Annotated in this window: 22 protein-coding genes; 19 read left to right on the top strand and 3 right to left on the bottom strand. The window is 64.3% G+C overall.

The window, feature by feature from the left end; genetic code table 11:
- Positions 1 to 53 precede the first annotated feature (53 nt).
- The gene (locus ACFPU0_RS12285) at positions 54 to 632 is read right to left on the bottom strand and encodes a Maf family protein (RefSeq protein WP_377693281.1); all 579 of its coding nucleotides are present in this window, start codon (positions 630 to 632) and stop codon (positions 54 to 56) included.
- A gap of 108 nt (positions 633 to 740) precedes the next feature.
- Between ACFPU0_RS12285 and ACFPU0_RS12280 the strand changes: the two genes are divergently transcribed.
- The 13 genes from ACFPU0_RS12280 (at position 741) to ACFPU0_RS12220 (ending at position 10,913) form a co-directional block, all read left to right on the top strand.
- Complete coding sequence (locus tag ACFPU0_RS12280) at positions 741 to 1,268, top strand: YceD family protein (RefSeq protein WP_377693280.1); 528 nt, start codon at positions 741 to 743, stop codon at positions 1,266 to 1,268.
- A 13-nt stretch (positions 1,269 to 1,281) separates the two neighbouring features.
- Positions 1,282 to 1,464: a 50S ribosomal protein L32 gene (rpmF, locus tag ACFPU0_RS12275; protein ID WP_044870244.1), complete on the top strand. Its 183-nt coding sequence runs from the start codon at positions 1,282 to 1,284 to the stop codon at positions 1,462 to 1,464.
- 3 nt (positions 1,465 to 1,467) lie between these two features.
- On the top strand, positions 1,468 to 2,478 hold the full coding sequence (gene plsX / locus ACFPU0_RS12270; protein ID WP_377693279.1) for a phosphate acyltransferase PlsX: 1,011 nt from the start codon (positions 1,468 to 1,470) through the stop codon (positions 2,476 to 2,478).
- 155 nt (positions 2,479 to 2,633) lie between these two features.
- Positions 2,634 to 3,572, top strand: a complete 939-nt coding sequence (gene fabD, locus ACFPU0_RS12265; RefSeq protein ID WP_377693278.1) for an ACP S-malonyltransferase — start codon at positions 2,634 to 2,636, stop codon at positions 3,570 to 3,572.
- A 15-nt stretch (positions 3,573 to 3,587) separates the two neighbouring features.
- On the top strand, positions 3,588 to 4,331 hold the full coding sequence (gene fabG, locus ACFPU0_RS12260) for a 3-oxoacyl-ACP reductase FabG (protein ID WP_377693276.1): 744 nt from the start codon (positions 3,588 to 3,590) through the stop codon (positions 4,329 to 4,331).
- Between the two features lie 191 nt (positions 4,332 to 4,522).
- Positions 4,523 to 4,759 (top strand): acyl carrier protein, encoded by a 237-nt coding sequence (gene acpP / locus ACFPU0_RS12255; RefSeq protein WP_003283670.1) that lies wholly within the window; start codon positions 4,523 to 4,525, stop codon positions 4,757 to 4,759.
- 168 nt (positions 4,760 to 4,927) lie between these two features.
- On the top strand, positions 4,928 to 6,172 hold the full coding sequence (gene fabF / locus ACFPU0_RS12250) for a beta-ketoacyl-ACP synthase II (protein WP_377693275.1): 1,245 nt from the start codon (positions 4,928 to 4,930) through the stop codon (positions 6,170 to 6,172).
- Complete coding sequence (gene pabC, locus ACFPU0_RS12245; protein WP_377693274.1) at positions 6,172 to 6,987, top strand: aminodeoxychorismate lyase; 816 nt, start codon at positions 6,172 to 6,174, stop codon at positions 6,985 to 6,987. Before fabF ends, pabC begins: the two co-directional genes overlap by 1 nt.
- 6 nt (positions 6,988 to 6,993) lie before the next feature.
- Positions 6,994 to 8,028: an endolytic transglycosylase MltG gene (gene mltG / locus ACFPU0_RS12240; RefSeq protein WP_377693498.1), complete on the top strand. Its 1,035-nt coding sequence runs from the start codon at positions 6,994 to 6,996 to the stop codon at positions 8,026 to 8,028.
- Positions 8,029 to 8,041: 13 nt separating this feature from the next.
- Positions 8,042 to 8,674, top strand: a complete 633-nt coding sequence (gene tmk / locus ACFPU0_RS12235; protein WP_377693273.1) for a dTMP kinase — start codon at positions 8,042 to 8,044, stop codon at positions 8,672 to 8,674.
- Positions 8,667 to 9,653, top strand: coding sequence for a DNA polymerase III subunit delta' (locus ACFPU0_RS12230; RefSeq protein ID WP_377693272.1), 987 nt, complete (start codon positions 8,667 to 8,669; stop codon positions 9,651 to 9,653). The genes tmk and ACFPU0_RS12230 overlap by 8 nt, the downstream gene beginning before the upstream one ends.
- A 35-nt stretch (positions 9,654 to 9,688) precedes the next feature.
- A complete protein-coding gene (locus ACFPU0_RS12225; RefSeq protein WP_028627861.1) occupies positions 9,689 to 10,045 on the top strand; it encodes a PilZ domain-containing protein in 357 nt (118 codons plus the stop codon).
- A gap of 88 nt (positions 10,046 to 10,133) precedes the next feature.
- Entirely contained in the window at positions 10,134 to 10,913 is a 780-nt protein-coding gene (locus ACFPU0_RS12220; RefSeq protein ID WP_377693270.1) for a TatD family hydrolase, read from the top strand.
- Between the two features lie 225 nt (positions 10,914 to 11,138).
- Here ACFPU0_RS12220 and ACFPU0_RS12215 read toward each other — a convergent pair whose 3' ends face one another.
- On the bottom strand, positions 11,139 to 12,272 hold the full coding sequence (locus ACFPU0_RS12215; protein WP_377693269.1) for an aminotransferase class V-fold PLP-dependent enzyme: 1,134 nt from the start codon (positions 12,270 to 12,272) through the stop codon (positions 11,139 to 11,141).
- Between the two features lie 74 nt (positions 12,273 to 12,346).
- Here ACFPU0_RS12215 and ACFPU0_RS12210 point away from each other — a divergent pair, with 74 nt between their 5' ends.
- The 4 genes from ACFPU0_RS12210 (at position 12,347) to ACFPU0_RS12195 (ending at position 15,292) form a co-directional block, all read left to right on the top strand.
- Positions 12,347 to 12,985 carry a TetR/AcrR family transcriptional regulator gene (locus ACFPU0_RS12210; protein WP_271408287.1) on the top strand — a complete coding sequence of 213 codons (639 nt, stop codon included), beginning with the start codon at positions 12,347 to 12,349 and terminating at the stop codon, positions 12,983 to 12,985.
- Positions 12,986 to 13,074: 89 nt separating this feature from the next.
- Positions 13,075 to 14,043 (top strand): GTP 3',8-cyclase MoaA, encoded by a 969-nt coding sequence (locus ACFPU0_RS12205; protein WP_377693497.1) that lies wholly within the window; start codon positions 13,075 to 13,077, stop codon positions 14,041 to 14,043.
- Between the two features lie 66 nt (positions 14,044 to 14,109).
- Complete coding sequence (locus ACFPU0_RS12200) at positions 14,110 to 14,712, top strand: DUF4823 domain-containing protein (protein ID WP_377693268.1); 603 nt, start codon at positions 14,110 to 14,112, stop codon at positions 14,710 to 14,712.
- Positions 14,713 to 14,722: 10 nt separating this feature from the next.
- A complete protein-coding gene (locus tag ACFPU0_RS12195; protein ID WP_377693267.1) occupies positions 14,723 to 15,292 on the top strand; it encodes a DUF1285 domain-containing protein in 570 nt (189 codons plus the stop codon).
- A gap of 52 nt (positions 15,293 to 15,344) precedes the next feature.
- On the opposite strand, the gene ACFPU0_RS12190 is transcribed toward ACFPU0_RS12195, so the two are convergent.
- On the bottom strand, positions 15,345 to 17,000 hold the full coding sequence (locus ACFPU0_RS12190) for an electron transfer flavoprotein-ubiquinone oxidoreductase (protein ID WP_377693266.1): 1,656 nt from the start codon (positions 16,998 to 17,000) through the stop codon (positions 15,345 to 15,347).
- A 319-nt stretch (positions 17,001 to 17,319) separates the two neighbouring features.
- Here ACFPU0_RS12190 and ACFPU0_RS12185 point away from each other — a divergent pair, with 319 nt between their 5' ends.
- Together ACFPU0_RS12185 and ACFPU0_RS12180 are read left to right on the top strand one after the other, a co-directional pair.
- Positions 17,320 to 18,069: an electron transfer flavoprotein subunit beta/FixA family protein gene (locus ACFPU0_RS12185; RefSeq protein ID WP_377693265.1), complete on the top strand. Its 750-nt coding sequence runs from the start codon at positions 17,320 to 17,322 to the stop codon at positions 18,067 to 18,069.
- 1 nt (position 18,070) lies between these two features.
- Positions 18,071 to 19,000, top strand: a complete 930-nt coding sequence (locus ACFPU0_RS12180; protein ID WP_377693264.1) for an electron transfer flavoprotein subunit alpha/FixB family protein — start codon at positions 18,071 to 18,073, stop codon at positions 18,998 to 19,000.
- Positions 19,001 to 19,025 lie beyond the last annotated feature (25 nt).

Raw genomic sequence — 19,025 nt, 5'->3', positions numbered from 1 at the left:
CGATGCCGGGCTTTCTTCTATCTTTATAGGGAATCAGGGAATCTTATAGGGAATCAGGGAATCTGGACGCCTTCGGCGAGCAGCATGTCCACCAGGCGGATCAATGGCAGGCCCACCAGGCTGGTGGCGTCGGTGCCTTCGGTGGCGCGGAACAGGCTGACGCCCAGTCCCTCGGCCTTGAAGCTGCCGGCACAATCGTAGGGGCGCTCGGCTTCCAGGTAGCGCCCGATCCGCGCCTCATCCAGTTCGCGGAAGTGTACGGTGAACGGTACGCAGTCCACCTGATGCCGGCCGGTAACGCTGTTCAGCAGGGCGAGGCCGGTGAGGAAGCTCACGCTGGTGCCGCTGGCGGCCAGCAGTTGGCTGCGGGCGCGTTCGAATCCATGGGGCTTGCCGAGTATCTGCTCGCCGAGCACGGCCACCTGGTCCGAGCCGATGATCAGGTGATTCGGGTACTGGGTGGCGAGGGCGCGGGCCTTTTCCAGGGCCAGCCGGCGCACCAGTTGTTCGGCGGATTCCGTTGGTTGGCGGCTTTCGTCGATGGCCGGGGCGCACCAGGTGAAGGGCAGGCGCAGGCGTTCGAGCAGTTCGCGGCGGTAGGGGGAGCTGGATGCGAGCACCAGGGGCGGCATGGCGATCTCCGGACTGTGAAGCGGGGAATTCTATAGAGCTGCTTCAGGCACCGACAATGCGGAATTTCTTTTGACAGGGCAGGGGCTCATCCCTAGAATGTCGCGCCTATGTTGAATGGGCCGATTCCACCTCATGTAGATCCGCGCAAGCTGGCGGACCGCGAAGTCACTCTCGATGGTGAGATCGCGCTTGCCAGCCTGGAGCGACTCTGCGAACCCCTTGCGGATAACGCGGGCAGCATTCGTGCGAGCCTGGCGTTCGGCCGTGACGAGCGTCGCACCGTCGTCATCCACAGCCGGATCGACGTCGAGGTCAAGATGGTTTGCCAGCGTTGTCTAGAGCTGGTCGCCCTGAACATCCACAGCGAATGCGATTACGCCGTGGTAAGGGAAGGGGCTGACAGTCAGTCGCTGCCGAAGGGCTATGACGTGCTGGAAGTGGGTGAGGATCCATTGGATCTGATGACTCTGGTCGAGGACGAGTTGCTGCTCGCTCTGCCCATAGTTCCGGCCCATGACCCTGAAGATTGCCAGCAGCCGGCGGGCCTCGACGAGCCCGAGCCGAGCGAGGACGAGGTTTCGCGGTCCAACCCGTTCAGCGTACTGGCGCAGTTAAAGCGTGACCCAAACGTTTAGGAGTTAATTGATTATGGCTGTTCAGCAGAACAAAAAATCCCGCTCGGCACGCGACATGCGTCGTTCCCACGACGCCCTCGAAGCCAACGCACTGTCCGTAGAGAAGAGCACCGGTGAAGTTCACCTGCGCCACCACGTTTCCCCGGACGGTTTCTACCGCGGTCGCAAGGTGATCGACAAGGGCGCTGCCGAGTAATCCTTGGCTGCCTCGATCATCGCGATTGATGCAATGGGCGGGGACTACGGTCCCCGCTGCATTGTTCCGGCCAGCATCGCCTGTCTCGCTGAATCCCCCTCGCTCCACCTGGCCCTCGTCGGCCAAGCCCCCCTCCTCGAAGAACTCGTTGCCCGTGTCCCCGCGGTGGATCGCCAGCGCCTGCAGATCGTGCATGCCAGTGAAGTGATCGCCATGGACGAACGCCCGGCGCAAGCCTTGCGCGGCAAGCCGGATGCCTCGATGCGTGTCGCGCTCGAACTGGTGCGCAATGGTCGCGCCCAGGCCTGTGTCAGTGCCGGCAACACCGGTGCCCTGATGGCGCTTTCCCGCTATGTGCTGAAGACCCTGCCCGGTATCGATCGTCCGGCGATGGTCAGTGCCATCCCCACGGCTCGTGGCCATTGCCATCTGCTGGACCTGGGGGCCAACGTCGATTGCAGTGCCGAGCATCTCTACCAATTCGCCGTGATGGGCGCGGTGGCTGCCGAGGTCCTCGGCGTGGTCCGGCCCCGGGTCGCATTGCTGAACGTCGGCACCGAGGACATCAAGGGCAACCAGCAGGTCAAGCTGGCGGCGAGCCTGCTGCAGCAGGCCGAAGGCCTCAACTACATCGGCTACATCGAGGGCGATGGCCTGTACCGTGGCGAGGCGGATGTGGTGGTGTGCGATGGTTTCGTCGGCAACATCCTGCTCAAGTCCAGCGAAGGGCTGGCCTCGATGATTTCTTCACGCATGCAGGCACTCTTCAGCGAGAGTCTGGGCTCGCGGCTGGTAGGGGCGCTGGCCTTGCCGTTGCTGCGCCGCTTGCGCACCGAGTTGACGCCTGCGCGCCACAATGGGGCAAGCTTCCTCGGCCTGCAGGGTATCGTCATCAAGAGCCATGGCGCGGCCGGCTCCGAAGGCTTCCAGAGCGCCATCCGCCGGGCGCTGGTCGAAGTGCGTGAAAACCTGCCGCAGCGCTTGCATGGCCGTCTGGAACATCTGTTGCTATAGGGGGCCTGTTGACGCTTCGCCCGGGTCGCGAGGAAACGCCAACAGACCCTAGAATGTGACCGCTATCGATAGCCTGTCATCCAACTGTCAGTTTCGTGCGCTTGGCTATGCCGGGCGTCAATCTCCCTATACCGCCAGATAAGGGACCACTCTCAATGTCCGCATCCCTCGCTTTCGTCTTTCCCGGTCAGGGTTCCCAATCTCTGGGCATGCTGGCCGAGCAGGGGGGCCAGCAAAAGCTGGTCCTGGATACTTTCGCCGAAGCCTCCGAAGCGCTCGGTTACGACCTCTGGGCGCTGACCCAGCAGGGTCCGGAAGAACAACTCAATCAGACCGACAAGACCCAGCCGGCCATCCTCGCCGCCTCCATCGCCCTGTGGCGCCTCTGGCTGGCCGAGGGCGGCGCACGCCCGGCCTATGTGGCCGGCCACAGCCTGGGCGAGTACTCCGCCCTGGTGGCTGCCGGCAGCCTGGCCTTCGCCGATGCGGTGAAGCTGGTGGAGCGCCGCGGCCAGCTGATGCAGCAGGCCGTGCCGGCAGGGCAGGGCGGCATGGCCGCGATCCTGGGCCTGGAAGATGCCGACGTGCTGGCTGCCTGCGCTGAAGCGGCCCAGGGCGAGGTGGTCAGTGCGGTGAACTTCAACGCGCCCGGCCAGGTGGTGATCGCTGGTGCCGCCGCGGCCGTCGAGCGTGCCATCGAGGCCTGCAAGGCTCGTGGCGCCAAGCGCGCCATGCCGCTGCCGGTGAGCGTGCCGTCCCACTGCGCGCTGATGAAGCCGGCCGCCGAGCGTTTCGCCGAGTCGGTGGAGGCGCTCGCCTGGCAGGCTCCGCAGATCCCGCTGGTGCAGAACGTCAGCGCCGCCGTGGTGGCCGACCTGGCCGATCTCAAGCGCGACCTGCTGGCCCAGCTCTACAGCCCGGTACGCTGGGTGGAGTCGATGGTCTGCCTGTCCGGGCATGGCGTCACCGATCTGGTGGAGTGTGGTCCGGGCAAGGTACTTTCCGGCCTGAACAAGCGTTGCGTGAAGGGTGTCAACACCCACAACCTGGATACCCCTGATGCTTTCGCAGCCGCCCGTGCTGCGCTGGCCTGAACAAGGAGAAGACCTATGAGTCTGCAAGGTAAGGTGGCACTGGTCACTGGTGCGAGCCGTGGCATTGGCCAGGCGATCGCTCTCGAACTGGGTCGTCAGGGCGCCGTGGTGATCGGCACCGCGACCTCCGCTTCCGGCGCCGAGCGCATCGCCGAATTCCTCAAGAGCAACGGCATCGAAGGTGCTGGCCTGGTGCTGGACGTCAGCAGCGACGAATCGGTCGCCAGCACCCTGGAGCACATCCAGCAGCATCTGGGGCAGCCGCTGATCCTGGTGAACAACGCCGGCATCACCCGCGACAACCTCATGCTGCGCATGAAGGACGACGAGTGGTTCGACGTCATCAATACCAACCTCAACAGCCTGTACCGCCTGTCCAAGGCCGTGCTGCGCGGCATGACCAAGGCTCGCTGGGGTCGCATCATCAATATCGGCTCGGTGGTAGGTGCCATGGGCAACGCCGGGCAGACCAACTACGCCGCCGCCAAGGCCGGCCTGGAAGGTTTCAGCCGTGCGCTGGCGCGCGAGGTCGGTTCCCGTGCCATTACCGTCAACTCGGTGGCTCCGGGCTTCATCGACACCGACATGACCCGTGAACTGCCGGAAGCCCAGCGCGACGCGCTGCTGACCCAGATCCCGCTGGGTCGCCTGGGTCAGGCCGAAGAGATCGCCAAGGTGGTAGGCTTCCTCGCCTCCGACGGCGCCGCCTACGTCACCGGCGCCACCGTTCCGGTCAACGGCGGCATGTACATGAGCTGAATGTGACGAATCCCTTCAGGAAGCTGTCATATGGGCTGTCTAGAATTCGCTATAACAGTGCAGTCGGGTTATAGACATTTCGTTGCGGCTATCCGGAAGGGGTTCAGGCGTTCTGCTTGAAATGCGGAAAACCCTTTCTATACACTGCAGCCCCAGCTGCACGGATTTTTCCATAGGAGTGAAAACAAGGTATGAGCACCATCGAAGAACGCGTCAAGAAAATCGTCGCCGAGCAACTGGGCGTCAAAGAAGAGGAAGTCACCAACAGCGCTTCCTTCGTTGAAGACCTGGGCGCCGACTCCCTTGACACCGTTGAGCTGGTGATGGCTCTGGAAGAGGAATTCGAGACCGAAATCCCGGACGAGCAAGCCGAGAAGATCACCACCGTTCAGGAAGCCATCGACTACATCAACGCCCACGCGCAGTAATGTAGTCGTCGGTCTCCCGACGCGGAAAAGCCGCACGACCCGACCGGGCGTGCGGCTTTTCTTTAAGCAGATTGTTGAAAATCCGCGGTGCCACATCGCCAGCCGGGCTTTTCAACAGTCTGTTAACCCGAATCAACCGCCGTGTAGAGATTGAAGAAGGAGATCGCTGTGTCGCGTAGACGCGTCGTGGTCACTGGCATTGGCATGCTGTCACCGCTGGGTACCGATGTACCGAGCACCTGGCAGGGAATTCTGGCTGGCCGCAGTGGCATTGGCCCGATCGAGCATATGGACCTTTCCGCTTACACCACCCGCTTCGGCGGCTCGGTCAGGGGGTTCAATGTCGAGGAGTACCTGTCGGCCAAGGAGGCGCGCAAGCTCGACCTGTTCATCCAATATGGTCTCGCGGCGAGCTTCCAGGCCGTGCGTGATTCCGGCCTCGAGGTCACCGATGCCAATCGCGAGCGCATCGGCGTCGCCATGGGCTCGGGTATCGGCGGCCTGACCAACATCGAGAACAACTGCAAGTCGCTGATCGATCAGGGACCGCGCAGGATCTCTCCCTTCTTCGTACCCGGGTCGATCATCAACATGGTGTCCGGCTTCCTGTCGATCCACCTGGGCATCCAGGGGCCGAACTACGCCATCGCCACGGCCTGCACCACCGGCACCCACTGCATCGGCATGGCTGCGCGCAATATCGCCTACGGCGAAGCCGACGTGATGGTCGCCGGCGGCTCCGAGATGGCCGCTTGCGGCCTCGGCCTGGGTGGTTTCGGTGCGGCTCGTGCGCTGTCCACCCGCAATGACGATCCGACCCGCGCCAGCCGCCCGTGGGACAAGGGGCGCGATGGCTTCGTGCTGTCCGATGGCGCCGGCGCCCTGGTGCTGGAAGAGCTGGAGCACGCCAAGGCCCGTGGTGCGACCATCTATGCCGAGCTGATCGGTTTCGGCATGAGTGGCGACGCCTATCACATGACCTCGCCGCCGGATGACGGCGCCGGCGCGGCCCGCTGCATGCGCAACGCCCTGCGCGATGCCGGCCTGAACCCGGAACAGGTCCAGTACGTCAACGCCCACGGCACTTCGACCCCGGCGGGCGACCTGGCCGAAGCCATGGCGCTGAAGTCGGTGTTCGGCGATCACGCCTATCAGTTCGCGGTCAGCTCCACCAAGTCCATGACCGGCCACCTGCTGGGCGCGGCCGGCGCCGTCGAGGCCATCTTCAGCGTGCTGGCCCTGCGCGATCAGGTGGCGCCGCCCACCATCAACCTGGACGAGCCGGACGATGGCTGCGACCTCGACTTCGTGCCCCACGAAGCCCGCTCGATGCCCATCGATATCGTGCTGTCCAACTCCTTCGGTTTCGGCGGCACCAACGGTTCCCTGGTGTTCCGTCGGTTCGCGGGCTGATGCTGAACTGGGTGGACGGCCATCCGGCCGAGTCGCTGTCCATCAAGGACCGTGGCCTGGCCTACGGCGATGGGCTTTTCGAAACCATAGCCGTGCGCGCCGGCCGTCCACCCTTGCTCGAATACCACATGGCGCGGCTGGCCGAAGGTTGCCAGCGCCTGGGGATTCCCCTCGACTTCAGGCAGATGCGCACCGAGCTGCTGGCCTTCTCCGCTGGACTGGGCGAGGGTGTCGCCAAGTTGCTGGTCACCCGCGGTGAAGGCCTGCGTGGCTACGCACCGCCAGCGGTCGCACTGCCGCGGCGCATCCTGCTGAGCAGTCCCTTCCCGGCCTACCCGGAGGGCAACTGGGAGCAGGGCGTCCAGCTGTTTCCTTGCGCTACCCGTCTTGCCGAGCAGCCCTTGCTGGCCGGCCTCAAGCACCTCAATCGCCTGGAGCAGGTCCTGGCCCGCGCCGAATGGCAGGGCGGCGATTTCGCCGAGGGCCTGATGCTTGACCAGTCGGGGCGCGTGATCGAAGGCGTGTTCAGCAACCTGTTCATGGTCTGCGGCGGCGTGCTGGTCACGGCCGATCTGTCCCGCTGCGGCGTCGCCGGGGTGATGCGCGCGGCCCTGCTCGGCCGCGCCCGCGCCGACGGCCTGCCGGTCGAGGTGCGGGACATTCCCTTCGATGAATTCCTCCGGGCCGATGAGGTCTTCCTCTGCAACAGCCTCTTCGGGATCTGGCCGGTGCGTTCTGTAACAGGCCATCACTGGCCGGTCGGGCCGCTGACCCGTAAACTTCAGGCCATCGCCCGCGATCTTCTGGACATCTGATTCGTGATACGCAAATTCCTGCTGATGCTGGAGGCAGGCCTGCTCCTTGTTGGCCTGCTGATGGCCCTTGCCGGCTGGCAGCAGCGCGTCACCCTCGAGCAACCCCTGAACATTTCCGCCGAACGGATGCTGGATGTCCCGGCCGGCGCGACGCCGGGCGGGCTGCTCAACCGCCTGGAGGAGGAGGGGGTGTTGAATAACGCCTTCTGGCTGCGCCAGTACTGGCGCTTCAACCTGGCCAACGCCTCTCTGCACAGCGGCGAGTACCGACTGACGCCAGGCATGCGTGCCGCCGACCTGCTGGCCCTCTGGCAGCGTGGCGAGGTGGTGCAGTACAGCCTGACCCTGGTGGAAGGCTGGAACTTCCGTCAGGTGCGCGCGGCCCTGGCCAAGCAGGCCAAACTGGAGCAGACCCTGGCCGATGTCAGCGATGCCGAGCTGATGGCCCGACTCGGCCGTCCCGGCGAGTATCCGGAAGGACGCTTCTACCCCGACACCTACCGTTTCGTGCGTGGCACCCGTGACATCGACCTGTTGAAGCAGGCGCGGGAGCGTCTCGACCAGGTTCTCGCCGAGGAGTGGGACAAGCGTGCGGACCAGCTCCCCTATACGGATTCCTACCAGGCGCTGATCATGGCTTCCCTGGTGGAGAAGGAAACCGGCGTGCCGACGGAGCGCGGCCAGATCGCTGGCGTCTTCGTGCGCCGCTTGCGCACGGGTATGCTGCTGCAGACCGACCCGACCGTGATCTACGGCCTGGGTGAGCGCTACAACGGCAATCTGACCCGGGATCACCTGCGCGAGGCGACGCCTTACAACACCTATGTCGTCAGTGGGCTGCCGCCGACACCCATTGCACTGGCCGGACGCGAGGCGATTCACGCCGCGTTGCATCCCGCCGCCGGCAAGAGCCTCTATTTCGTCGCTCGCGGCGATGGCAGCCATGTATTCTCCGAGACCCTGGGCGAGCATAACCAGGCCGTGCGCGACTTCCAGCTGAAGCGTCGCAACGGCTACCGCTCCAGCCCGACCCCGCAATGAAAAAGGACATCCCGTGAGCGGTCTGTTCATCACCCTGGAAGGCCCGGAAGGCGCCGGAAAGAGCACCAACCGCGAGTACCTCGCCGAGCGCCTGCGCAATCAGAGCATCGAAGTGGTGCTGACCCGTGAACCGGGCGGAACGCCCCTTGCCGAGCGCATCCGCGAACTCCTGCTGGCGCCCAGCGACGAAGCCATGGCCGTGGACACCGAGCTGCTGCTGGTGTTCGCCGCCCGCGCCCAGCACCTGGCGGGCGTGATCAAGCCGGCCCTGGCCCGGGGCGCAGTGGTGCTCTGCGACCGCTTCACCGATGCCACATACGCCTATCAGGGCGGTGGCCGAGGCCTGCCGGAGGCGCGCATCGCGCTGCTGGAAAGCTTCGTCCAGGGCGACCTGCGCCCGGACCTGACGCTGGTCTTCGACCTGCCGGTGGAAATCGGCCTGGCCCGCGCCGCCGCCCGTGGTCGCCTCGACCGCTTCGAGCAGGAACAGCGCAGCTTCTTCGAAGCCGTGCGCCAGACTTATCTCAAGCGTGCCCAGGCTGCGCCTGAGCGTTACAAGGTGGTCGACGCCTCGGTGTCGCTGGCCGAGGTCCAGCGGGGCCTGGATCGACTCCTGCCCGAGTTGCTGGAGCGTTGCCATGGCTGACGCCTATCCCTGGCAGGACAACCTCTGGCAGCAACTGGCCGGCCGGCCCCGTCACGCCCATGCCTATCTGTTGCACGGACCGTCCGGCATCGGCAAGCGTGCCCTGGCCGACCGGCTGATGGCGCGTCTGCTCTGCCAGAGTCCTGCAGGGCTCGATGCCTGCGGCAAATGCAAATCCTGCCTGCTGCTGGCGGCCAATACCCATCCCGATGCGTTCGTGCTGGAGCCGGAGGAAGCCGACAAGGCCATCCGCGTCGACCAGGTTCGTGAACTGGTGGGGTTCGTGGTGCAGACTGCGCAGCTCGGCGGGCGCAAGGTGGTGCTGCTGGAACCAGCCGAGGCGATGAACCTCAATGCCTCCAACGCGCTGCTGAAGAGTCTGGAAGAACCCTCCGGCGATACCGTGCTGCTGCTGATCAGCCATCAGCCAAGCCGTCTCCTGCCGACCATCAAGAGTCGCTGCGTGCAACAGGCCTGCCCGCTCCCCGGCGAAGCCCAGAGCCTGGCCTGGCTCGGCTCGGCGCTGCCGGATGCCGCACCTGAGGAGTTGCACGAACTGCTGGTCCTCGCCGGCGGTTCGCCGCTGTCGGCCTTGCGCCTGGAAGGGCAGGGTGTACGTGGGCAGCGTGCCGAAGTGGTGGACGGGGTGAAGAAACTGCTCAAGCAGCAGGTCGGCGCCAGCCAGTTGGCGGAGGGCTGGAATGCGGTGCCCCTGCCGCTGCTGTTCGACTGGTTCTGCGACTGGGCGCAATTGATGCTGCGCTTCCAGCTGACCCGCGACGAGGCCGGGCTGGGCCTGGCCGACATGCGCAAGGTCGTGCAGTACCTGGCGGACAAGGCTCCGCAGCACAAGGTCCTGGCCATGCAGGACTGGCTGCTGCAGCAGCGGCAGAAAGTCCTGAACAAGGCCAACCTCAACCGTGTCTTGCTTCTCGAAGCGCTGCTGGTGCAGTGGGCAAGCCTGCCCGGACCGGGCTAGAATCGGTGCCAGAACCAGCTTGTCAGGAAAACCGCATGAGCCTGCCGCCGAACCTGGGCCCGCGTAACGGGATCCTGTCCTTGACCATCAAGGACAAGTCGGTCCTTTACGCCGCCTACATGCCGTTCATCAAGAACGGTGGCCTGTTCATTCCGACCAACAAGACCTACAAGCTCGGCGACGAAGTATTCATGCTGCTCAACCTGATGGACGAGCAGGAGAAGATCCCGGTCGCCGGCAAGGTCGTCTGGATCACCCCGAAAGGCGCCCAGGGCAATCGCGCTGCGGGCATCGGCGTCCAGTTCAACGATGGCGACAGCGGCGCGCGCAACAAGATCGAGACCTACCTCGCCGGCGCCCTCAAGTCCGACCGTCCCACCCATACGATGTAACTGACAGCAGTTGCGAGCCGCAAGCTACAAGCTGCAAGGGCGTTTTCGCTTTTCTCTTGTGGCTTGAGGCTTGCCGCGTGAGGCTCCCATGCTTATCGACTCCCACTGCCACCTGGACCGCCTCGACCTGGCTGTCCACGGTGGTTCCCTCGACGCCGCCCTGGATGCCGCCCGTGCCCGTGGTGTCGGCCAGTTCCTCTGTATCGGCGTGAGCGCCGACAACGCCGCCGCGGTGAAGGCGCTGGCCGAGCGCTACGAGGATGTGCATTGTTCCGTCGGCGTGCATCCGCTGGACCTGCAGCCCGGCGAATCCCTGGCGCTGGAATGGCTGCTGGGCGAGCTGGAGCATCCGCGGGTGGTGGCCATCGGCGAGACCGGCCTGGACTACCACTACGAGCCCGAGGCGGCCGAGCTGCAGCAGCAGGCGTTCCGCCTGCACCTCGAGGCGGCCCGGGTAACCGGCAAGCCGGTGATCGTGCATACCCGCGAGGCCCGTGCCGACACCCTGGCGCTGCTCCGCGAGGAGGCGCTGCCGCAAGCCGGCGTGTTGCACTGCTTCACCGAGGACTGGGACATGGCCCGCGCGGCGCTGGATCTGGGGTTCTATATCTCCCTGTCCGGCATCGTCACCTTCCGCAATGCCGACGCCCTGCGCGAGGTGGCGCGCCAGGTGCCGGCCGACCGCCTGCTGGTGGAGACGGATTCGCCCTATCTCGCACCGGTGCCCTATCGCGGCAAGTCGAACCTGCCGCAGTACGTGCGTGAGGTGGCGGAGTTCCTCGCGGAGCTGCGTGGCGTGGCGTATGAGGAATTTGCCCGGCAGACCACCGAGAACTACCTGCGCCTGTTCCCCCTGGCGCGTCGCTGAAAAAGCCACGCGCAAAAAAAACCCGGGTTCTGGGGGATGAATCCGGGTCAAGACCATTAGGAGTAAAACAAAGGAACGCGATCCACGGTTCCTCGACTGGCTGGGCACTTGGGGGGAGATGCCGCGCGCCAGTAAGAAGAAGTATTAGCCAATATCCCCCCGCGTCCAGATTAACCGTCGGCGTTTCTTAAACCCATTTGGAATACACCGGCCCCGGCTGAGTCCTCATGCGTCTGCCATCTGGCGCAGCAGCGCAAGGGTTTCGTCTATCACCCGCGGCGGGGTGTAGAAGTGCGGTGAGAAGCGGATGCCGCCGCCACGCAGGGCGCAGACGACCTGCTCGGCGCGCAGCCGCTCGAAGAGCGGCTGGTTGGCCGTTCCATCCAGGCGGAAGGTGACGATGCCGGCGCGGCGTGCCGGCTCCCTCGGGCTCAGCAGCTGCGCGCCGGGAATCCGCGCGAGTCCGTCCTGCAGCCACTGCACTCGTTCGCCGAGGTCCTTGGCCACCCGCTCCATGCCCACCTCCTCCAGTAGCGAGAGGCTCGCCTCCAGTGCAATGGCGCCAAGCATGTTGGGGCTGCCGCATTCGAAGCGGCGTGCGGTGTGCGCGGGCTCCCAGTCGGCACGCTCGTAGTCGCCGGGGTGTTCCAGCATGTGCCAGCCGTACTCGTGGAGCTTCAGCTGCTGGCGCAGGTCGCTGCGGCAATAGAAGACGCCGAGCCCTTCCGGGCCGAGCATCCACTTGTGGCCGTCGGCCATGGCGAAGGCACAGTCGATGGCCTGCACATCGAAGGGCAGGGCACCCAGTTGCTGGATGGCGTCGACACAGAACAGCACGCCGCGCTTGCGACACCCTTGGCCCAGGTGCTGCAGGTCCAGGCGCAGCCCGCTGGCATACTGTACGGCGCTGATGGACATCAGCCGGGTGCGCGGGCCGCAGGCGGCGAGCAGGGCGCCTTCCGGGTCGGGGTTGTCCAGGGAGACTTGAATGGTTTCCACGCCATAGTGCTTCAGCGCTTCCCAGACGACCCGGTTCGAAGGGAATTCCTGGTTGCTGATGACGACCTGATCGCCCGCCGCCCAGTCCAGACCAAAGGCAACGAAAGACAGGGCTTCCGATGTATTCTTGACCAGTGCAAGATCGGCTGTGGTCGATGCGTTCAGTAACCTGGCCAGGCGTTCGCGCAGGCGACGCTCGACTGTCAGCCAGTCCGGATAGTCCCTCGCGCCAAGGCGCCAGTTCTCTTCGGCGAAGCGCTGGACCGCCTGGGTCGCGCGTTTCGGCCAGGGCGCGACGGCGGCATGGTTCAGATAGCGGAGCCCTTCGGCGTGGGCAAACTCATCTTGCAATAAGCTCATAGTCGGATGTTCCGTGCATTTTTACGCCAGATAGGCATAATACCCGGCTTATTTTTTGACCCCACAGTCCCTTTATGCAGAAAGAACCCCGTAAAGTCCGTGAGTTCCGCCGCCGCGAGCAGGAAATTCTCGACACCGCCCTCAAGCTCTTCCTCGAAGAGGGCGAAGACAGCGTAACCGTCGAGATGATCGCCGACGCAGTGGGTATCGGCAAAGGCACCATCTACAAGCATTTCAAGTCGAAGGCGGAGATCTACCTGCGCCTGATGCTCGACTACGAGCGTGATCTGAACGCCCTGTTCCATTCCGCCGATGTGGACCGTGACAAGGAGGCGCTGTCGCGGGCCTACTTCGAGTTCCGCATGCGCGACCCGCAGCGCTATCGCCTGTTCGACCGCCTGGAAGAGAAGGTGGTGAAGAACAGCCAGGTGCCGGAGATGGTCGAGCAGTTGCACAAGATCCGCGCGTCCAACTTCGAGCGCCTGACCCAACTGATCAAGGGCCGTATCGCCGAGGGCAAGCTGGAAGACGTGCCGCCGTACTTCCACTACTGCGCCGCCTGGGCCCTGGTCCATGGTGCCGTCGCGCTCTACCACTCGCCGTTCTGGAGCAGCGTGCTCGAGGATCAGGAAGGTTTCTTCCAGTTCCTCATGGACATCGGCGTACGCATGGGCAACAAGCGCAAGCGGGAAAGCGAGTCGCCCGCCAGCTGACGTATTCAGTGCATCTATGACGCGGTCCCGGATATGTGCTGTACCGACCGCGGGGATATACTCCGGTGTACCACATGCCGGAGCGTTCCATGATCGTCGACCGCCAGGGCAGGCGCTTTCGCAACTTGCGAATCAGCCTGACCGCCGCTTGCAATTACGCCTGCACCTATTGCGTGCCGGATGGCAAACGCCTGGTAGCGGCCCAGGACGAACTCTCGGCCCAGGCCATGGTCCGTGGGGTGGCCTATCTCATCGAGGCGGCCGGCATCGAGCGTCTGCGCATCACCGGCGGCGAACCGCTGGTGAGCCCCAAGCTCGATCCGTTTCTCCATGAAGTCAGCAAGCTCGGCCTGGATGACATCAGCCTGACCAGCAATGGCCAGCTGCTTTCCCGCAAGCTGCCGCTGTTGCTGGATTGCGGCATCCGCCGCCTGAATATCTCCCTCGATACCCTGGATGCCGGTGAGTTCCGCGCCATCGCCCGTGGCGGCGACCTGGCCACTGTGCTCAAGGGGCTCGAAGAGGCCCGGGCGGCCGGGCTGAAGATCAAGATCAACATGGTTCCGCTGCGCGGCAAGAACCTGGACCAGGTCCTGCCGTTGCTGGACTACTGCCTGGAGCGCGGTTTCGAGTTGCGCTTCATCGAGCTGATGCGCATGGGCCACCTGGCCCGCGATCCCAATGCCTTCCATCAGCAGTTCGTCGGTCTGGAGGAGCTGCTGGCGCTGATCCGCACCACCCATGAGTTCGTCCAGGCCGATGCGCCGCTGGATGCAACGGCCCTGCGCTACCGGGTACCCGGGGAGGGCTACTTCGGAGTGATCGCCAACGAGAGCGTGCCCTTCTGCCGTACCTGTTCGCGCCTGCGCCTGTCGTCCACCGGCTGGCTGCACGGTTGCCTCTCTTCGAGCAACCGGCATTACATCGGCGACCTGCTGGAGAAACCCCGCCATGAAGCGCTGCCCGCCCTGCAGCGGTTGCTGGTGAAGGCCCTGGCGGACAAGCAGGATGTCGCCTTTTCCGGTGGCGTCACCGTGATGAAGATCATCGGCGGTTGATGGCGCGGAAGCTGCATTGGCCTTCCATCCGCCGGTTTTTCGTCGCCGGCGTCTGGAGGAGACACGATGCGTAGCATGATTCTGTTGCTGGCGATGCTTGGCCTGGTGGGCTGCATGAAGGTCAGCGACATGGCCGAAGGCACCCGCGAGCAACTGAGCGATGCAGGGTTCCTGGACCACAGCGATACCCGTCGCGCCAGCCCCTGGCGCCTGCAGGCGGACTCCTTCATCTATATCGCCCAGGGCTACTTCGTGCCGCCGGGCGCGGCCTACCCACGTCCCAACGTGGTGGCCGAGGAGGCCTTCAACGGCTTCGTCGAGTATTTCCCCATGGTCCGTCGCGCCAAGGGGCCGGCCGGCCTGGAAGAGGCCATGGGGCAGGCCCGTTCGGTTGGCGCGCACTACCTGTTGTATGCACGTTTCGCCAGCGCCGACGACCGCATCGGCTCAGTGGAGGACTGGGAGGACCAGCAAGCCCTGGACCGCCTCGGCCGTGACCGTGGCGTGATCCAGTTGATGTTGATCGAGACCAATACCCGCTACCTGGTGGACACGGCCCGTATTCGCAACCGTGGCGGATTTCTGACGTTCTACGATGCCAGGCCGGAAGACCTGATAGGTCCGCCCCTGGAAGAGTATGCTCGCAGCCTGATCGGTTCGAGTCGTTGAGGAGATTGAAATGAGCGATCCCGGCAAGGCCGGCGACCTGCTGGCGCAGATACCCGCCGGCGACAAGCCGGGTGGGGCGCCGGTGCACCTGTGGAACCCGCCATTCTGCGGCGACCTCGATATGCGCATCGCCCGTGACGGCACCTGGTTCTACCTGGGCACGCCCATCGGCCGCAAACCCATGGTCAAGTTGTTCTCCAGTGTGATCCGCAAGGATGGCGATGATTATTTCCTGGTGACTCCGGTGGAGAAGGTGGGGATCCAGGTCGAGGATGCGCCCTTCGTCGCCGTGGAGCTGCGGGTGGAGGGGGCAGGGGAAGCGCAGCAATTGCGCTTCATCACCAATGTCGAGGACGAGGTAGTGGCGGGCGCGGCGCATCCGCTGCGGGTCGAGCTGGACCCGGAGACCCAGGAACCTTCGCCCTACGTCCTGGTGCGCACCAACCTCGAGGCGCTGATCCACCGCAATGTCTTCTACCAGCTGGTGGAGCTGGCCGAACCGCGCGAGATCGATGGCGCTATCTGGCTCGGCGTCTGGAGTGGCGGGGAATTCTTCCCCATCGGACCGCTGCCGGAGTAGGCAGGAAGGCGGAAATGAAAAAGGCTCCCGAGGGAGCCTTTTTCGTGACCGCTTACATGTTGGGGTAGTTCGGGCCGCCAGTGCCTTCCGGGGCCACCCAGGTGATGTTCTGGGCCGGGTCCTTGATGTCGCAGGTCTTGCAGTGCACGCAGTTCTGCGCGTTGATCTGGAAGCGCTTGGCGCCGTCTTCCTGGGTCACCACCTCGTACACGCCGGCCGGGCAGTAGCGCTGCGCCGGTTCGTCGTACAGCGGCAGGTTCTTGGCGATCGGGATGCTCGCGTCGGCCAGCTTCAGGTGGCAGGGTTGTTCCTCTTCGTGGTTGGTATTGGAGAGGAATACCGAGGAGAGCTTGTCGAAGCTGAGCTTGCCGTCCGGCTTCGGATAGCTGATGCGCTGGGACTGGGCTGCGGGCTTCAGGCAGGCGTAATCCGGCTTGTTGTCGTGCAGGGTGAGCGGGATCTTGCCGCCGAACCAGTTCTGGTCGATGTAGTTGAAGGCACCGCCCACGAGCGTGCCGAACTTGTGGATGGCGGCGCCGAAGTTGCGGCTGCGGAACAGCTCGTCGTAAAGCCAGCTGGATTTGAAGCTGTCGACGTAGCCGGTCAGCTCGTCACCGCCTTCCTTGCCGGCGGCCAGGGCGGCAGCCACGGCGTCGGCGGCCAGCATGCCGGACTTCATCGCGGTGTGGCTGCCCTTGATCTTGGCGAAGTTCAGGGTGCCGAGGTCGCAGCCGATCAGCGCACCGCCCGGGAAGACCATCTTCGGCAGCGAGTTCAGGCCGCCCTTGCAGATGGCGCGGGCGCCGTAGGCTACGCGCTTGCCGCCTTCCAGGTACTGCTTGACCACCGGGTGGTGCTTGTAGCGCTGGAACTCGTCGAACGGCGAGAGGAAGGGGTTGCTGTAGGACAGGTCGATGATCAGGCCCACCACCACCTGGTTGTTTTCCAGGTGATAGAGGAAGGAGCCGCCCGGGTTCTCGTCGTTCAGCGGCCAGCCGGCGGTGTGGACCACCAGGCCGGGCTGGTGCTTGGCCGGGTCGATGTCCCAGATTTCCTTGATGCCGATGCCGTAGTGCTGGGCGTCGGCGTCGGAATCGAGCTTGTACTTCTTGATCAGCTGCTTGCCGATATGGCCACGGCAGCCTTCGGCGAACAGGGTGTACTTGGCGCGCAGTTCCATGCCGGGGGTGTAGTAACCCTCCTTCGGGTTGCCCTCGCGGTCCACGCCGAGATCGCCGGTGATGATGCCGCGCACCACGCCGTTCTCGTCGATCAGCGCTTCCTGGGCGGCGAAGCCCGGGTAGATCTCCACGCCCAGGCCTTCGGCCTGCTGGGCCAGCCAGCGGCAGAGATTACCCAGGGAGATGATATAGTTGCCCTCGTTGTGCATGGTCTTGGGCACGAACAGGCCGGGAACCTTGATGGCGGAGTCGGCATCCTTGAGCATATAGATGTCGTCACGGGTCACCGGGGTGTTCAGCGGGGCGCCCAGCTCTTTCCAGTCAGGGAAGAGTTCGTTCAGGGCTCGCGGCTCGAATACGGCGCCAGAGAGGATGTGGGCGCCCACTTCGGAACCCTTCTCGACCACGCATACGCTGATCTCCTGACCAGCATCCGCGGCCTTCTGCTTCAGTCGGCACGCGGCGGACAGGCCAGCAGGGCCAGCGCCGACGATGACGACGTCGAATTCCATGTATTCGCGTTCCACAGTCAATCTCCTCAAGGCTCTTCGATATTTTGTGTTGGAGGGCTAGGCTCGATCCCTGACCTGAGCTGGCGCATTATATCCAGACCCCAGGACTGGTCCAATACAAACGTTTGTTTGAATTTTGTGAAACCCTGATAGGATAAGGCTCTGCGGCTTATGGCGGGGTATTTTGCTGTATTGACCGGAATAGGCGATACGGTCAAGATACGGGCGGTTTTGCGCTCACTGTCTGGGCTGAGTGTCGGTTCCGGCCGACCTGCATCACTGGCCAGGCTCGTCTTGGCGACATTCTTATTAACCGGAGAGTAACGAGGAATCCATGAAGGTTCTTGTAGCTGTCAAACGAGTGGTCGACTACAACGTCAAGGTCCGCGTCAAGGCGGACAACTCCGGCGTCGACCTCGCCAACGTGAAGATGTCGATGAACCCCTTCTGCGAAATCGCCGTGGAAGAAGCCGTCCGTCTGAAAGAAAAAGGCGTAGCGAGTGAAATCGTCGTCGTCACCATCGGCCCGAACACCGCTCAAGAGCAGCTGCGTACGGCCCTGGCCCTGGGCGCCGACCGCGCGATCCTGGTCGAATCCAACGACGAACTGAGCTCCCTGGCCGTGGCCAAGCTGCTGAAAGCCGTTGTCGACAAGGAACAGCCGCAGCTGGTCATCCTCGGCAAGCAAGCCATCGACAGCGACAACAACCAGACCGGCCAGATGCTCGGCGCCCTCACCGGCTACGCCCAGGGCACCTTCGCCTCCAAGGTCGAAGTCGCTGGCGACAAGGTCAACGTCACCCGTGAGATCGACGGCGGTCTGCAGACCGTTGCACTGAACCTGCCGGCGATCGTCACCACCGACCTGCGCCTGAACGAGCCGCGCTACGCGTCGCTGCCGAACATCATGAAAGCCAAGAAGAAGCCGCTGGACGTGGTGACCCCGGACGCCCTGGGCGTTTCCACCGCTTCCACCGTGAAGACCCTGAAAGTCGAAGCACCGGCTGCCCGCCAGGCCGGTATCAAGGTCAAGTCCGTGGCTGAACTGGTAGACAAACTGAAGAACGAAGCGAAGGTGATCTGAGATGGCCGTTCTTGTAATCGCTGAACACACCAATGCCGCGCTGGCAGCCGCCACCCTCAACACCGTAACCGCCGCTCAGAAGATCGGTGGCGACATCCACGTGCTGGTTGCTGGCCAGGGCGTAGGCGCTGCCGCCGAAGCCGCCGCCAAGATCGCCGGTGTGTCCAAGGTGCTGGTCGCCGACAACGCTGCCTACGCGCACCAACTGCCGGAAAACGTCGCTCCGCTGATCGCCGAGCTGGGCAAGGGCTACAGCCACGTGCTGGCCGCCGCCACCACCAACGGCAAGAACTACCTGCCGCGCGTGGCCGCCCTGCTGGACGTCGACCAGATCTCCGAGATCATCGCCGTCGAGAGCGCCGACACCTTCAAGCGTCCGATCTACGCCGGCAACGCCATCGCCACCGTGCAGTCCTCCGCTGCCGTTAAGGTGATCACCGTGCGCACCACCGGTTTCGACGCCGCTGCCGCCGAAGGCGGTGCCGCTGCCGTTGAAGCCGTGGCCACCGTTTCCGACGCCGGCAAGTCTGCCTTCGTCGGCGAAGAACTGGCCAAGTCCGACCGTCCGGAACTGACCGCTGCCAAGATCGTCGTCTCCGGCGGCCGTGGCATGCAGAACGGCGAGAACTTCAAGCACCTGTATGCCTTGGCCGACAAGCTGGGCGCCGCGGTTGGCGCGTCCCGTGCCGCGGTCGACGCCGGTTTCGTGCCGAACGACATGCAGGTCGGCCAGACCGGCAAGATCGTCGCGCCGCAGCTGTACATCGCCGTGGGCATCTCCGGTGCCATCCAGCACCTGGCCGGCATGAAGGACTCCAAGGTCATCGTCGCCATCAACAAGGACGAAGAAGCCCCGATCTTCCAGGTGGCGGACTACGGCCTGGTGGCTGACCTGTTCGAAGCCGTACCGGAACTGGAAAAGCTGCTGTAACAGCGCTTCCCCGGCCCGCCGTACA

Origin of the sequence: Pseudomonas sp. GCM10022186 (genome assembly GCF_042656385.1) — a bacterium.
Taxonomy (GTDB): domain Bacteria; phylum Pseudomonadota; class Gammaproteobacteria; order Pseudomonadales; family Pseudomonadaceae; genus Metapseudomonas.
The sequence above is the reverse complement of the archived record's forward strand: the minus strand, read 5'-3'. Positions and strand labels throughout refer to the sequence as shown.

Bases quoted from the DNA above. Each gene is read 5' to 3' on its own strand.
- ACFPU0_RS12285 (WP_377693281.1), bottom strand. From the start codon at position 632: ATGCCGCCCCTGGTGCTCGCATCCAGCTCCCCCTACCGCCGCGAACTG.
- ACFPU0_RS12280 (WP_377693280.1), top strand. From the start codon at position 741: ATGTTGAATGGGCCGATTCCACCTCATGTAGATCCGCGCAAGCTGGCG.
- rpmF (WP_044870244.1), top strand. From the start codon at position 1,282: ATGGCTGTTCAGCAGAACAAAAAATCCCGCTCGGCACGCGACATGCGT.
- fabD (WP_377693278.1), top strand. From the start codon at position 2,634: ATGTCCGCATCCCTCGCTTTCGTCTTTCCCGGTCAGGGTTCCCAATCT.
- fabG (WP_377693276.1), top strand. From the start codon at position 3,588: ATGAGTCTGCAAGGTAAGGTGGCACTGGTCACTGGTGCGAGCCGTGGC.
- acpP (WP_003283670.1), top strand. From the start codon at position 4,523: ATGAGCACCATCGAAGAACGCGTCAAGAAAATCGTCGCCGAGCAACTG.
- pabC (WP_377693274.1), top strand. From the start codon at position 6,172: ATGCTGAACTGGGTGGACGGCCATCCGGCCGAGTCGCTGTCCATCAAG.
- ACFPU0_RS12230 (WP_377693272.1), top strand. From the start codon at position 8,667: ATGGCTGACGCCTATCCCTGGCAGGACAACCTCTGGCAGCAACTGGCC.
- ACFPU0_RS12225 (WP_028627861.1), top strand. From the start codon at position 9,689: ATGAGCCTGCCGCCGAACCTGGGCCCGCGTAACGGGATCCTGTCCTTG.
- ACFPU0_RS12220 (WP_377693270.1), top strand. From the start codon at position 10,134: ATGCTTATCGACTCCCACTGCCACCTGGACCGCCTCGACCTGGCTGTC.
- ACFPU0_RS12215 (WP_377693269.1), bottom strand. From the start codon at position 12,272: ATGAGCTTATTGCAAGATGAGTTTGCCCACGCCGAAGGGCTCCGCTAT.
- ACFPU0_RS12210 (WP_271408287.1), top strand. From the start codon at position 12,347: ATGCAGAAAGAACCCCGTAAAGTCCGTGAGTTCCGCCGCCGCGAGCAG.
- ACFPU0_RS12205 (WP_377693497.1), top strand. From the start codon at position 13,075: ATGATCGTCGACCGCCAGGGCAGGCGCTTTCGCAACTTGCGAATCAGC.
- ACFPU0_RS12200 (WP_377693268.1), top strand. From the start codon at position 14,110: ATGCGTAGCATGATTCTGTTGCTGGCGATGCTTGGCCTGGTGGGCTGC.
- ACFPU0_RS12195 (WP_377693267.1), top strand. From the start codon at position 14,723: ATGAGCGATCCCGGCAAGGCCGGCGACCTGCTGGCGCAGATACCCGCC.
- ACFPU0_RS12185 (WP_377693265.1), top strand. From the start codon at position 17,320: ATGAAGGTTCTTGTAGCTGTCAAACGAGTGGTCGACTACAACGTCAAG.
- ACFPU0_RS12180 (WP_377693264.1), top strand. From the start codon at position 18,071: ATGGCCGTTCTTGTAATCGCTGAACACACCAATGCCGCGCTGGCAGCC.